At 50.0% G+C, this 14,255-nt stretch carries 10 protein-coding genes; 6 read left to right on the top strand and 4 right to left on the bottom strand.

Going from position 1 to position 14,255, the window contains the following annotated elements:
- Window positions 1–102: 102 nt before the first annotated feature.
- Window positions 103–405: a ribosome assembly RNA-binding protein YhbY gene (gene yhbY / locus ACJJI8_RS02055; protein WP_108734403.1), complete on the top strand. Its 303-nt coding sequence runs from the start codon at window positions 103–105 to the stop codon at window positions 403–405.
- A 34-nt stretch (window positions 406–439) separates the two neighbouring features.
- Here the strand turns inward: yhbY and ACJJI8_RS02060 are convergent, their stop codons facing one another.
- The 4 genes from ACJJI8_RS02060 to ACJJI8_RS02075 form a co-directional block, all read right to left on the bottom strand.
- Window positions 440–814 (bottom strand): hypothetical protein, encoded by a 375-nt coding sequence (locus ACJJI8_RS02060; protein WP_444934104.1) that lies wholly within the window; start codon window positions 812–814, stop codon window positions 440–442.
- 1 nt (window position 815) lies between these two features.
- Window positions 816–2,423: a S41 family peptidase gene (locus tag ACJJI8_RS02065; RefSeq protein ID WP_444934105.1), complete on the bottom strand. Its 1,608-nt coding sequence runs from the start codon at window positions 2,421–2,423 to the stop codon at window positions 816–818.
- Between the two features lie 213 nt (window positions 2,424–2,636).
- Window positions 2,637–4,028 carry a Re/Si-specific NAD(P)(+) transhydrogenase subunit beta gene (gene pntB / locus ACJJI8_RS02070; protein ID WP_413663233.1) on the bottom strand — a complete coding sequence of 464 codons (1,392 nt, stop codon included), beginning with the start codon at window positions 4,026–4,028 and terminating at the stop codon, window positions 2,637–2,639.
- A gap of 15 nt (window positions 4,029–4,043) precedes the next feature.
- Window positions 4,044–5,591: a Re/Si-specific NAD(P)(+) transhydrogenase subunit alpha gene (locus ACJJI8_RS02075; protein ID WP_444934106.1), complete on the bottom strand. Its 1,548-nt coding sequence runs from the start codon at window positions 5,589–5,591 to the stop codon at window positions 4,044–4,046.
- A gap of 775 nt (window positions 5,592–6,366) precedes the next feature.
- On the opposite strand from ACJJI8_RS02075, the gene ACJJI8_RS02080 reads away from it, so the two are divergent.
- From ACJJI8_RS02080 to nirB, 5 genes are all read left to right on the top strand, one after another.
- Window positions 6,367–6,954: an ANTAR domain-containing response regulator gene (locus ACJJI8_RS02080; RefSeq protein ID WP_444934107.1), complete on the top strand. Its 588-nt coding sequence runs from the start codon at window positions 6,367–6,369 to the stop codon at window positions 6,952–6,954.
- Window positions 6,955–6,961: 7 nt separating this feature from the next.
- Complete coding sequence (locus ACJJI8_RS02085; RefSeq protein ID WP_444934108.1) at window positions 6,962–8,026, top strand: CmpA/NrtA family ABC transporter substrate-binding protein; 1,065 nt, start codon at window positions 6,962–6,964, stop codon at window positions 8,024–8,026.
- Between the two features lie 180 nt (window positions 8,027–8,206).
- Window positions 8,207–9,670 carry a NarK family nitrate/nitrite MFS transporter gene (locus ACJJI8_RS02090; RefSeq protein WP_444915595.1) on the top strand — a complete coding sequence of 488 codons (1,464 nt, stop codon included), beginning with the start codon at window positions 8,207–8,209 and terminating at the stop codon, window positions 9,668–9,670.
- Window positions 9,660–11,441, top strand: a complete 1,782-nt coding sequence (locus tag ACJJI8_RS02095; RefSeq protein WP_444934109.1) for a bifunctional protein-serine/threonine kinase/phosphatase — start codon at window positions 9,660–9,662, stop codon at window positions 11,439–11,441. Before ACJJI8_RS02090 ends, ACJJI8_RS02095 begins: the two co-directional genes overlap by 11 nt.
- Window positions 11,442–11,711: 270 nt before the next feature.
- Window positions 11,712–14,249, top strand: coding sequence for a nitrite reductase large subunit NirB (gene nirB / locus ACJJI8_RS02100; protein ID WP_444934110.1), 2,538 nt, complete (start codon window positions 11,712–11,714; stop codon window positions 14,247–14,249).
- Window positions 14,250–14,255: the final 6 nt, after the last annotated feature.

The raw sequence follows: 14,255 nt of genomic DNA on the forward strand, positions 1-14,255 counted from the left end.
CGGCCACAGACCGCGATCGGGTCCGCCGAACAAACGCTGGCGACGATCGCGGTCTGTGGCCGCTCCCACATCGAATTCCACAAAGTGGTAATGGAGTATTGTATGCCTTTAACCGCCGACCGCAAAAAAGCTCTTCGCTCTCTAGGTCACAATCTGAAACCTGTTGTGACCGTAGCCGGCAATGGGCTGAGCGAGGGGGTGATGGAAGAACTGAACCGTGCACTCGAAGACCACGAGCTGATCAAGGTCAAACTGATGATCGCCGACCGGGAAGTACGCCACCAAATCGTTGGTGAGCTTTGCGAAAAATCCTCATCCGAGCTGGTACAGGAAATCGGCAAGATTGCCCTGATTTTCCGCGCGGCGCAGAAGCCGGATATTCGCAAGTCCAACCTGCTGCGTTAAACAAAAAGGGGAGCTAATGCTCCCCTTTCTTTTCTCAACCAGTGGAAACTGGCTTACACAGCACAGGCAACTCCCAGGATTCTCCATTGGACAGTCGCCTCAACCAGCATTTCTCACCATTGCCGACTAGTTGAAACTTGATCGGCCGCCCCATATCCCGGCCAATCAGAGCCATCTTTTGGGGATTACTCTCAATCACCAAAATAGTATCGTCCACAAACACCCCAGGGCCCAGGGTCACATTAACCCCGCCCAGCGCTTGCGAAACTGCAGCCTGCAACTTGCCCTGAATCTCCGGGCTCGTTTCCTGTAACAGTGCCGGTGCTGCAGTTTCAATACTTTGCTGGGAGGAGCAACCAAGACACATCAATGCAAAACCGCAAAGTTTAGCCAAAGCTGCCATTTTCATTTTATTTCACCATTATGCGGTTACTGCGAGAAACTTCCTTGGTCACTCGTGCATTGAAAATGGGGCCACCCTCGCTTTCACCGGAAATGGCGAATGCGCTAACGGCAATATCTCCACATTCGCCAGTCTCAATGTAATTCAACGCAGTGGCAAATCGCGCTTCATCAGCATTACCCAGGAGATTATCAAAGTCATCCCCGATCACACATCCGGGCAAATCAGCATCATTTCCATAATTACCATTGGGTACAAAGCCATCGGAGTAATCGCCAAAGCCTTTTGCATTCACACCGGAGAACTGAATTGTGAAGTAAGTAGTGCCACAGTTATCCAGGGGGTAAAAACCGTAAGGCTTACCGCAAGTAGTCTCACCGATCTGAATAACTTCTACATCAATTCCGCGCAAGCCATTGATAATGGCCTCACTGGCTGAGCAGGTATTTTCACTGGTTAAGACAAACAGTCGCGACAGGTTTAAAGTCGGCAATTCTTCCCCGTATAAAGACTCATCAACAAAGCCCAGACCGGTCGAGTAGAATGGAGTCCCATCCAATGGCGCTCCGGTAATTGGATTAGTTTCCGGATGCTGGTCGTTAAACTGGGCAATTTCAAATACCTGTCCCGCAGTATTATCACCTGCGATCATATAAGCTAACTCTGCAGCGATATCGAGGTAACCACCACCGTTATAACGAAGGTCTAGTACTAAATCGTCAACAGACTCAGACTCAAGCTCGCTGACAGCATCAATCAATTCCGCTTCGGCTGTCGCAATATGATCATTGAACAACATATATCCGACTTTGCGGCCCGAATTCGTGTCCACCGTTTTAACATATTGAACAGGATCTGATTGCACTGGTGATGCAACCAAAGTGACAGTCTCAATCGTTGAAGAACCCAAAGGTCTTATTTCAAATACATGGGACTCACCATCGTTTTCCGGCCACATACCGTAATTTAAGGTATCGACATCATCACCATAAGCCAGGTCAACGCCGTCCACACTGATAACTTCTGCACCGCGGGTGATAATATCCGGCAGATTACCACCGTTTTCCTCATCCAGATAAGCGACTACCGCTTTACGTGGCGGCTTATCGGAAAGTAGGGCCCACTGGACACCATAACCAACGTACACACCAGATTCAGTTTGTGAATACCACTCATCTGACGGGACCGTATAATGGAAGCGGTCCTTTTCTCGACCGGAGGGAGTTAGAGCGAAAGTTCTTAGCTCTTCGAAATAAGCTAAAGAATCATCGAAGCTCGCTGGATCCTGGTCTTCAATCTCGTCGTACCATAGGTAGAGCTCATTACTCATTGAGCGCAGCCAGTTATTCTCGTCCTCGCGGGTGCCCGCTACATCAGCATAAGCTGAACCCGTTGCTGGGTCTGTGCCACTGCGGGGAGCAACACACCGGCTCGCATAAGTTGAGACAGGCAGGAAGTTATCCTTTTCCCAAGTGCCGCCAACGGCAGTTGGCGTCTCAGAACCATCTCCACTATCAGAGTCAGAGCTACCTCCGCCTCCCCCACAGGCTGCCAAGCCTAAAGCTCCCAGAGTAACAACCCCTGCTAAAGCTAGCTTACGTAGACGGATTTCCATCCCCAAACTCCTATTAACCTTTTTATTAGTAAAGATATGTAAAGCGGTGGAGCCTACCACTATTTGAAAAAGGGTTCGATAACCAAGTTTTTCATCAAAAGAAATTGCTAAACCAAAATACAGAAAGGCCTGAAGAGGCACATCACAATTTGTACCCCACCAGGCCTTTCAGTACAAAACAGGTTAATTACTATTAATAACCCGAGTCAGCAACTAATTGCCGACTTTACCCAAAACCCCCTGCAAACTATCTTTTGCATCACCGAACAGCATGCGTGAGTTTTCTTTGTAAAACAGCGGGTTAGCAACTCCCGCATACCCTGAAGCCATAGAGCGTTTGAGGATAACAACCTTACCGGCCTTCCAAACTTCCAACACCGGCATACCGGCGATAGGCGAGCCCGGTTTTTCCACTGCATCCGGGTTTACCGTGTCGTTAGCACCGATCACCAAAACCAAATCTGTAGCGGGAAAGTCTGGATTAATCTCATCCATTTCCAGAACGATATCGTAAGGCACGTTAGCCTCAGCCAAGAGCACATTCATATGTCCAGGAAGACGTCCAGCTACCGGGTGAATACCAAAGCGCACTGTTTTGCCTGCTTTTCTCAAACGATCAGTCAAGTCACTAACCGCCTGCTGGGCATGGGCTACCGCCATTCCGAATCCGGGAACAATAATGATACTGTCCGCCGCATCCAGTTCATCCGCAAGCTCCTGTTGATCAATGGCAATTACTTCACCATCGACTTCCTCATCGGACACTTCACCACCATCAGAGCCAAATCCACCGAGAATAACGCTGATAAAAGAGCGGTTCATTCCCCGGCACATGATGTAACTCAGGATGGCACCGGAAGAACCCACCAGGGCGCCCACTACAATTAACAGATCATTGCCCAGCATAAATCCGGTAGCGGCAGCGGCCCAACCGGAGTAGCTGTTCAGCATGGATATAACCACCGGCATATCAGCGCCGCCAATAGCCGCCACAAGGTGAATACCTAACAGCAATGCAATTGAGGTCATTAACAGCAAGTTAATAACCGTACCCGCATGCACATCTGCCGGTACAAACAACACACCCAGAACAATACAGGCCAAAATGGCAATCAAGTTAAGCCAGTGCCGGGCCGGTAGCATTAATGGTTTCCCGGAAACCAATCCCTGCAACTTACAAAAAGCAACCAAAGAACCGGTCAGGGTAATTGCCCCAATAAATACACCCAGGTATATCTCAGTGCTGTGGACAACATGAGCAGCTCCGTGTAACTCCACAACCGGATCGAGGAAACCGCCCCAACCAATTAATACCGCAGCCAAGCCGACGAAGCTGTGTAGCAAAGCCACCATTTGTGGCATTTGAGTCATAGCCACACGCTTGGCCAGTGCCAAACCAATCACCGCGCCGACGATCATAGCGATGGCGACCATCCAGTAAGCCCCGGCGGCCACTCCAGCAATAGTGGCAATAATGGCAACTGCCATTCCCACCATACCGTAAATATTTCCCCTGCGCGCAGTTTCGTGACTGGATAAACCTCCCAGGCTCAAGATAAACATCACTGCCGAGAAGAGATAAGCCATTGCAATCATACCGTTCATCACTCTCTCCTCCCGTTACCGGCGAAACATTTTCAACATACGGTAGGTCACAAAGAAACCACCGAATATATTAATACTGGCCACCAACACGCCGATGAAAGCAAGCAGGCTCACCAAACCCGAATTGGCAATCCCAAGCTGTACTAATGCACCAACAACCACAATGCCGGAAATTGCATTAGTAACACTCATTAGCGGAGTGTGTAGCGCATGGGTAACATTCCAAATCACTTGCCAGCCAACAAATATTGCCAGGACAAATACGGTAAAGTGCGAGACGAAATCAGGAGGTGCCACACGCCCCAACCACAGCAATAAGATTGCCGCGATCGCCCAAAATGCAAAAATAGATACGGGAGATTTTCGTTTCTCAGCTTTCTCCTCAACAATTTTCACTTCTTCAGTAGCTTTCGCCGATGGCTTGGGCTGAGCAGAAATTTTTGGTGCGGGTGGAGGCCAGGTAATCTCACCGGATTTAACCACTGTGGCACCACGAATCACTTCATCATCAAAATTGAGATTAATCTCACCATCTTTTTCTGGAGTTAGCTCCCCAAGCAGATGAGCAAGATTGGTTGAATACAGGCGCGAGGATTGTGCTGCTGCTCGACTGGGCAGATTGGTATAACCAAGAATAGTGACGCCGTTCTGCACCACTTTTTCATGAGCCACTGTATAGTCACAGTTACCGCCCATTTCTGCTGCTAAATCCACGACGACAGAACCCTTAGGCATACTGTCGACCATATCTGCAAGCCATAATTTCGGAGCGGGTTTCCCCGGAATTAAGGCTGTGGTGATCACAATATCCACTTCTTTGGCCTGCTCGCGGAACAGTGCCATTTCAGCATCAATAAATTCCTTCGACATCACCTTGGCGTAACCACCGGAGCCCGAGCCTTCCTCCTCAATTTCTACGGTGAGGAATTCAGCCCCCATGGACTCCACTTGCTCACGTACTTCAGCGCGGGTATCGAAGGCCCGCACTATAGCTCCCATGCTTTTTGCCGTACCTATTGCAGAGAGCCCCGCTACACCAGCACCAATAACAAGTACTTTTGCCGGGGGAATTTTTCCTGCTGCCGTGATCTGCCCGGTAAAGAAGCGACCGAAATTGTGGGCAGCCTCCACAACCGCACGATAGCCGGCAATATTTGCCATGGAGCTGAGCGCATCCATTTTTTGCGCGCGGGAAATTCTTGGAATCGACTCGACCGCTAGCGCATTGATATCGCGCTCGGCAAGCTTCTGTAGGAACTCGGCATTTTGTGCCGGCTTCAGAAAGGCGATCAGCGTAGCCCCTTTGGGAATCAGGGCCAACTCTTGATCAGTTGGTGCTTGTACTTTTAATACTATGCCCGCATCAGCCAGGCACTGTTGCATATCCTCACGGACTTCTGCACCGGCTTCAGCATAAGCTTCATCAGTAAAACTGGCCCTGTTACCAGCCCCCTTCTCCACCGCTACGGAAAAACCCAAATCGCGTAATCGTCTTACGCTATCGGGAGTCGCTGCAACACGTGCTTCTCCCTCTGCGGTCTCTCTAGGTATGGCTATAATCACCGCCGTGCCCCTCTTAGTTGATTTTATGAACTTACAGCTACATCTACCTCAAAAAGTATTGGATTGCCCAATTTATAAACAGATCGAGTGTAAACGTCGTCAAAGGGGATGAAAAGAGGGATAACCTGATAGCCGTAATTGGCGAAATTAATAAGACTATATATCCTGAATTGGCTATATAGACCTGAGAGAAATCAGCCAAAATTAGTCTCGCTCGAAACCTTTTTCCCTGAAGTTAAATTGCTATTTGTTTATCCAAAATATAAGGAGTTGTCCTTTTTAAATGGCCTTACCGCTCAATTCACTATGAATTTTCAACCCAAGAAAATCCCCACAGTGGAGTGACCACCTACAAACAAACAAAAAACAACAAAAATTTAGGGGTAACTGACTATTTTTAATAACCGCAAATAGATCACCAAACACACCGTGTTAGTTAAATATTGTCGATAAAGACGACTATCACATTACACGTATAATAAAAAATAACGCGCCATGTGACAGTCTACTCACGCAAACCACAAATGTGCAGATGGTTTTGCTTCCATAGTACCAAGTCACACTTTTCTGCCTGAAAAATATGTACTAGCCCCCTACTTGTGCAAAAAAAACAATATCCGCAGAATGTCGCACCAGGAAAAAGCAGTAACATCAGATTTACCTCATGGAATTAGAGACATACATCCACTCCCCCACCTCTGCGTATTTGGCACAACTATTGATTAAAAGTTGGTAAAGCCCAATAAAAATTATTAGATGAGTGCCGCAGTAAATTGTGACTAATCCAAGCCCTGGAATCATGCTGGTCGATGACAATCCCGAGCGCGCCCAATTGGTTTGTGAGCGATTACGTGCTGCTGGCTACAGCATTCTCGCCCAGATCAACAGTGCCGAAGGCCTCCTCTTCCAGGTGGAAAAATACCGTCCAGATATTGTGCTGATAGACATCGAATCCCCGGACAGGGATATCCTGGAAAGCCTGGCCATAGTCAATCGTGAGGCGCCAACCCCAGTGGCTATGTTTTCAGGTAGCGGAAACGCAGACTTTATTAGTCGCGCGGTCGACTCCGGAGTAAGCGCTTATATGGCCGAGGGAATGACCCCTGAGCGCGTGGCACCGGCGATAGAAATCGCTATGGCACAATTTAAACATTTCCAGCAATTGCGTCAGTCTCTTGAGCGCACCCAGCAGCAACTCACAGAGCGAAAAGCGATCGAGCGGGCCAAAGGGCTATTAATGGCCAAGAAGAACCTCAGTGAAGAGGATGCCCATAAGACCTTGCGCAATCTCGCAATGAACAGCAACTCGACCATCCATACAGTTGCCGAGCAAGTAATCCAATATTTTCAGAAAGAGCATTAGAGTACCGATGTCAGCCCTTCTGTGCCCGGAAAAAAAGACCATCAAACTGCTTTACCTGCGCCTGACCGACAGCGCACCGCTGATTGTCGCCAAGGAGCTAGGCTACTTCCAAGAATATGGATTAAAGGTACAGCTGCAAAAAGAAACAAGCTGGGCCACCCTGCGAGACAAGTTAATTGCGCGCAAAGCAGATGCTGCAGCAATGCTCGCTCCTATGCCCCTGACACTGGAACAAGCGTTACCAAATTGCCACGAACACTTGTTAAGTGGATTAATTCTCAGCTGCAACGGTAACGCTATTACCCTTTCCGCAGAATTATTCGAACGTCTGCAAAATTACTGTGAAGGTGACTCACAAAGTGATATCGCCTTGGCGCTAAAGCGCTACCTTCACGACAATAAATACCCACCTACTGTCAGGCTCGCCACGGTTTATCCATTCTCCAGTCATAGCTTGCAATTAAGATACTGGTTGCGCTCTGCCGATATCAACCCGGACCGGGATATAAAACTGGTGGTATTACCGCCTGAACAAATGCTGGAAAACCTCCACAGTGGCGTTATCGATGGCTATTGTGTAGGCGAACCCTGGAACTCCCTGGCCGCCCACAAAGGGTCCGGCGTGGTTATTGCGGCTTGTAATACACTGCTGCCAGCTATGCCGGAAAAAGTGCTGACAGTCACTGAGAGCTGGCACCAAGCCAACCCTGCGACCCACTTGGCCCTAAGGGCCGCTCTTCTCAAGGCCTGTACCTGGCTTGCCGCACGCGCAAACAGAGCCGAAGCTGCCAAGCTCTTGTCCCTGGGGCAATACCTCAACTTGCCTGAGGAGCTGATTCAACGCTCCCTCAATGACCAGATACTCTACCACCGGGACCGGGAAATTCTCGCCAATCCCGGCTGGCACCTCTTTGCCCATATTGATAACGACTGTGGGCGTCCAACTCAGGAAAAAGCACGGCAGCTGCTGGAGATGTATTCAGACCTGGGGAGTTCAACGCTCCGTGCAGCAGAAGCCTATCGTCCAGACCTCTATCGGCAGACAGTGGATTTCCTGCTCGCAAAAAAATAGTGGCACATTAATTGAATGGAAATAATTCGATGATGCAATTGCCTTCCCTCAGGCGCATCAGCGCGGTGAAGCGGTTGTTCGCCGAATATAACGGGCAACGAAGTCCATCGTCTGCAGTCAAGCGGCTGCAGCTGTGGGCTTTTTTTGTGCCTGCGGAATTAGCAAACAAAGGAAATGCGCATGTCCAGTGACTCACTCAATCTATTCTCGTTCCGCGGGAAGATAAAAGTGCTCCACCTAACCTGGGTGGCCTTCTTTATCACTTTCTTTGCCTGGTTTAACCACGCACCACTGTTAATGGCAATTGCGAAAAGCCTTTCATTAACTCCAGACCAGGTCAAAACCCTACTTATTTTAAACGTGGCCCTGACAATTCCCGCGCGCATTGTAATCGGGATGCTAACTGATAAATATGGCCCCAGACTCACCTATTCGCTATTACTGGCAATCGGCAGTGTGCCTTGCTTTATTTTTGCCCTGGCAGACAACTTTGTACAGGCAGCCATTGGCCGATTCCTTTTGGGCTTTATTGGTGCAGGTTTTGTCGTAGGCATCCGAATGGTGTCCGAGTGGTTCCCGGCTCGACAGCTGGGTACCGCAGAGGGTATTTACGGGGGATGGGGAAATTTTGGCTCAGCTGCAGCAGCCATGTCCCTGCCCACTATCGCCCTGTTTTTTGGCGGTGACGACGGCTGGCGCTATGCCATTGGCCTCACTGGCGCAATCGCACTGGTTTACAGCGTAGTTTATTACTTCTCTGTGACTGATACGCCCAAGGGGTCAACCTATTTCAAGCCAAAAAAAATTGGGGCGATGGAAGTCACTAGCCCCGGGGATTTTATCCTGCTTCTGGTGATGAAAGTGCCCATGTATGCGGCACTGGCTCTGCTAACCTGGAAATTATCCAGCGGCGTTGCATTAATATCTAACCTTACCGCCAACCTGATCTATGCAGGCTTGGTATTACTCTATCTTCTGGACGCGTATAAAACCTACAGTATTAACCGTGAAGTACTCAGCAACCCACCGGCACCGGTACACCGCTATAAGTTTAAGCAAGTAGCAGTTTTGAATCTGCTCTACTTCGCGACTTTCGGTTCCGAATTGGCTGTGGTTTCCATGCTGCCCCTCTTCTTCTCCGAGACCTTTACACTGGACCCGGTAAAAGCTGGCTTGCTGGCCTCCGCCTATGCCTTTATGAACCTCATGTCACGCCCTGCCGGCGGATTGATTAGCGACCGCTGGGGCCGCAAACCTACCCTGCTGATCCTCACCGCCGGCCTGGCTCTGGGTTACTTCACTATGAGCATGATCGATGCCGAGTGGCCCCTGTACCTGGCGGTCGCCGCTGCCATGGCCTGTTCCTTCTTTGTGCAAGCTGGTGAAGGCGCTGTATTCGCAGTGGTGCCCCTAATCAAACGCCGCCTAACCGGGCAGATTGCCGGCATGACTGGCGCCTACGGCAATGTCGGAGCCGTTTTCTATCTCACCGTTCTCAGCATGGTGTCTTACCAGGCCTTTTTCCTGGTAATCTGCGCTACCGCATTGCTCGGCTTTGCCGCCCTGCTTCTACTGGAAGAACCGGAGGGACAAATGGCAGAAGTACACCCCGATGGCAGCGTATCCATGATCGATGTTGCCTAATAACGATCTACCCACTGCAGCGAGCACAATAGAATCTGGGCTCGCTGCTAGTGACAGTTCGCAGGACAATAAAGAAGATGCCCTGCAACTGTTCACTGCCTCCTGCGCCGGACTTCGCCAGCACAATGACGACGCCTGCGCAGTGCGGCTTCCCCAAGGCGCTGAATTACAGCGCCACGGCAGCCTTGCCGCAGTAGCCGACGGTGTTGCCAATGCAGAAGCCGGCGGTGAAGCAGCCCGCGCTGCCATCAATGGATTCTTTTCCGATTATTACAGCACCCCGCAAACCTGGTCGACAAAGCACGCTGTTGCGCGGGTTTTGCACTCGCTCAATAGCTGGCTATTTCGACAGAGTGGCGGCAGTGCCGAAATTAAACGGGGTTGGCTGACCACTTTTTCTGCCGTTATTTTCAAAGGCACCAGCGCACATCTGGTTCACATCGGCGACTCCCGGATCTACCGACTCCGCGACAGGAAATTACAGTGCTTGAGTAGCGATCACAGCCACAGCCTCGGACCTGGACGCACCTTTTTGAGCCGCGCCCTGGGAATGGATGCCCATATTGAAGTGGACTACCGCTGTGAGGAATTGCAACCCGGGGATATTTTCCTGCTGAGTAGCGATGGGATTCACGATTTTCTGCCTGAGACAGAGTTAATTGAGCTATTGCTTAATTTTTCCAGTTCAACCCCACAAGGGCTTATTGATGCTGCTCTGACAGCGGGCTCCACCGATAACCTGACTGCTGTCACTTGCCGGATAAATTATGTAGGGCTGCCCCAGTGCGATGAATTGGCTATGCGTAATCGCGAACTCCCGTTCGCACCTGACCTGCGCCCAGGCCAAAAGCTCGACAATTTCCTTGTTTTACAGGAATTACATGCCAGCAGCCGCAGCCATCTCTATCTGGCCCGAGACCTCAATACCGAAGTATTGCGGGTGATAAAAACTCCCTCAGTTAATTTCTGTGATGACCCCCACTACATCGAACGATTTATTGCTGAGGAATGGACCGGGCGACGAATCTCCCACCCAGGAATTATTAAAGTTTTTGCTCCGACTTCTGAAAGGCACTGTCTCTATCATATTCTCGAATATATCGAAGGACAGACTTTGCGTCAGTGGATGCAATTACATCCACAACCTCAAATTCCCCAAGTGCGGGAGCTAATGGCACAATTGGTTAGTGCGTTGCGAAGTTTACAGCGGTTGGAGATCGTTCACGGCGATCTCAAGCCAGAGAATATTATGATGCGCAACGACGGGCGCCTGGCAATCATTGATCTCGGTGGTGCCGATGGCCCAGGGCTCAGAGAGCAATTACATCTATCTGGTGAAACAGCGCCCGGCAGTAAGAATTATACAGCTCCGGAATTCTTTTTTGGGGATAGCGCCAGCCATCGATCAGACATCTTTTCCCTGGGAATCATTGCTTATGAATTGCTCACGGGCAAATATCCCTATCCCGAGCGCTTTGGCAGCTACCACTACCGTTTAAAGAACTATAACCAAATGCGCTTTACTCGCGCATCCGCACACCGCAAAGATATTCCCTACTGGATTGATAGCGCCCTACAAAAGGCTTGTGCTCCTGATCCTAAAAAGCGCTACAACGCATTGTCAGAATTTATCCAGGATCTGCAATCTCCCAGCCCGGAATTTAAAGCCCCCCAAAGCCGTCCCCTGCTAGAAAGAAATCCGGTTCTTGTCTGGCAGCTACTAACTTTAATTCTACTGCTCTCTCATCTGCTCTACTTCTTTTGGCGCTAATACATAAGATTTGAATAAGCACATTTACAGCGCAGAAAATTAATTAAATGCACCACTTTGTCGCAAAAATTGTGGACAATCAGGCCAAACCCCCTTTATTACTAAAAATAAAATTGGCATAGAGATTGAATGTATTTAATTACCAACAAATTATTCCCCCATTACGAGGCAACGGCGCCTGTACTCTTCGGCAGAAGAGGAGACGCCCTTGCCATTTCAGACGGGCCCTCTTCCTGCCGAATAAAACGAATTGAGACGGCAGGATTGTAAATGAAGGCAAATGTTAAACCTCAAAAGCTGATTGTGATTGGCAACGGTATGGTCGGGCACCATTTCCTGGAACAGCTCGCCAACCATCAATACGCCAACCAGTTTGATATCACCATATTCTGTGCAGAGCCCCGTCCCGCTTATGACCGGGTCCACCTTTCCGAATACTTTGCCGGACGCACAGCTGAAGACCTGTCCATGGGAAACTTGGAGCAGTATCAGCAGTGGGGTTTTAATATCCTGCTCAATGACAAGGTGGTGCAAATTGATCGGGACAATAAAACAATTACTGCGGCAAGTGGAGCCAGCCACTCTTACGACCAATTAATACTTGCCACCGGCTCCTACCCTTTTGTTCCGCCAATACCCGGTCATCAACACCAGCGCTGCTTTGTATATCGAACCCTGGAAGATCTCGATTCCATTCGCTCGATTGCCGCCAGTGCAAAAAGTGGTGTAGTTGTCGGCGGTGGCCTACTGGGCCTGGAAGCTGCCAATGCCCTGAAAGCCCTGGGACTTGAAGCCCACGTTGTCGAGTTCGCCCCAGGCCTAATGGCCACTCAGTTGGATGAAGGTGGTTCAGCCCTACTAAGAACAAAAATTGAAGCACTCGGGGTTCAGGTACACACCAGTACCGCCACGGAATTGATTGAAGAAGTAGACGGCCGCCTGCGTATGCAGTTCAAGGGAGATAAAGAACTACTTACCGATATGATTGTTTTCTCCGCAGGCATTCGCCCCCAGGATGAACTGGCAAAATCCAGCGGGCTGGAAGTTGGCGAACGCGGCGGGATCGTAATTGACAGCAACTGCCGTACTTCAGACCCGAATATTTTCGCTATCGGCGAATGCGCGCTTTACGATCAGAAAATTTTTGGCCTGGTCGCTCCCGGTTACAGCATGGCGCGTACTGCTGTCGCTCAACTGACCGGTGGAGAGGAGAGCTTTAACGGTGCTGACATGAGCACCAAGCTGAAACTCCTGGGTGTACAGGTCGGTTCTATTGGCGATGCCCATGGTCGCACCAGCGGCGCTGCCGCTATTACTTTTGTAGACGAGCAGAGCGGTGTTTACAAACGTATGATCACCGATAGCGAGGGCAAAAAGCTGCTGGGTGCGGTGATGGTGGGGGATACGGTTGACTACGATACCCTGCTGCAATATCACCTCAACGATATTGATCTGCCCGAACACCCGGAACAATTAATTTTACCGGCAACCGATGGCGCAGCTCCCGGGCTGGGTGCCGCTACACTTCCTGCGTCGGCTACCGTGTGTTCCTGCCACAATGTAAGTAAAGGCCAGATTATCGACGCCGTTGCCGGTGGCTGCCACTCACTGGCTGATGTCAAGGATGCAACAAAAGCATCTACAGGTTGCGGTGGTTGTGCTGGGTTACTGAAAAATATTGTCGATGAAGAGCTAGCGGCGCTCGGCATGGAAGTGAACAATCACTTATGCGTGCACTTCCCCTTCTCCCGCCAGGAGTTATTCCACATTATCCAGGTGGAAGAAATAAAAACCTTTAGTGAATTATTAAGTAAACACGGTTCAGGGCGCGGCTGTGAAATTTGTAAACCTGCGGCCGCATCCATATTTGCCTCCCTGTGGAATGAACATATTCTGGAGCAGACTCATGTCGGCTTACAGGACACCAACGATACTTTTATGGCGAATATGCAGAAAAACGGCAGCTATTCTGTAGTTCCGCGTATTCCCGGCGGCGAGATCACACCGGAAAAATTAATAGTGATCGGCGAAGTGGCCAAACGCTACGACCTTTATACAAAAATTACTGGCGGCCAGCGTATCGACTTGTTTGGCGCGCGCCTGGAGCAGCTACCGGAAATTTGGCGAGAGCTGATTGATGCCGGATTTGAAACCGGCCATGCCTACGGCAAATCCCTGCGCACGGTTAAGTCCTGTGTTGGTAGCACCTGGTGTCGCTTTGGGGTTCAGGACAGCGTTTCAATGGCCCTTCAAGTAGAGAACCGCTACAAGGGATTGCGCTCTCCACACAAAATAAAAATGGCTGTCTCCGGCTGTACCCGTGAATGCGCTGAGGCTCAAAGCAAAGATGTCGGGGTTATCGCCACTGAAAAAGGTTGGAATCTATTTGTTTGTGGCAACGGCGGCATGCGCCCCCGCCATGCAGATTTGTTCGCCACTGACCTGGATGACGAAACTCTTATCCGCTATATCGACCGTTTCCTGATGTTCTATGTGCGCACCGCCGATAAATTACAGCGCACATCTGTGTGGCTGGAAAATCTTGACGGCGGCCTGGATTACCTGCGCGAAGTCATTATCGATGACAAGCTGGGGATTTGTGCCGAGCTGGAAGCCCAGATGGCCCGAGTAGTAGACACCTACCAATGCGAATGGAAAACAGCCATTAACGATCCGGAAAAACTCAAGCGCTTCCGTCAATTCGTTAATAGCAACGAAACCGACGAAAAGATTGTTTTCGTTAAAGAGCGCGGGCAACCGCGTCCGGCGACCACTGACGAGCTAGTGGAAACAGCCGAATACGCCTAAAGCTTC

The organism is Microbulbifer maximicatervae (SeqCode), assembly GCF_052467695.1.

Excerpts from the sequence above, each read along its gene's own strand:
- nirB (WP_444934110.1), top strand. The coding sequence starts at position 11,712 with ATGAAGGCAAATGTTAAACCTCAAAAGCTGATTGTGATTGGCAACGGT.
- yhbY (WP_108734403.1), top strand. The coding sequence starts at position 103 with ATGCCTTTAACCGCCGACCGCAAAAAAGCTCTTCGCTCTCTAGGTCAC.
- pntB (WP_413663233.1), bottom strand. The coding sequence starts at position 4,028 with ATGAACGGTATGATTGCAATGGCTTATCTCTTCTCGGCAGTGATGTTT.
- ACJJI8_RS02060 (WP_444934104.1), bottom strand. The coding sequence starts at position 814 with ATGAAAATGGCAGCTTTGGCTAAACTTTGCGGTTTTGCATTGATGTGT.
- ACJJI8_RS02085 (WP_444934108.1), top strand. The coding sequence starts at position 6,962 with ATGTCAGCCCTTCTGTGCCCGGAAAAAAAGACCATCAAACTGCTTTAC.
- ACJJI8_RS02090 (WP_444915595.1), top strand. The coding sequence starts at position 8,207 with ATGTCCAGTGACTCACTCAATCTATTCTCGTTCCGCGGGAAGATAAAA.
- ACJJI8_RS02065 (WP_444934105.1), bottom strand. The coding sequence starts at position 2,423 with ATGGAAATCCGTCTACGTAAGCTAGCTTTAGCAGGGGTTGTTACTCTG.
- ACJJI8_RS02095 (WP_444934109.1), top strand. The coding sequence starts at position 9,660 with ATGTTGCCTAATAACGATCTACCCACTGCAGCGAGCACAATAGAATCT.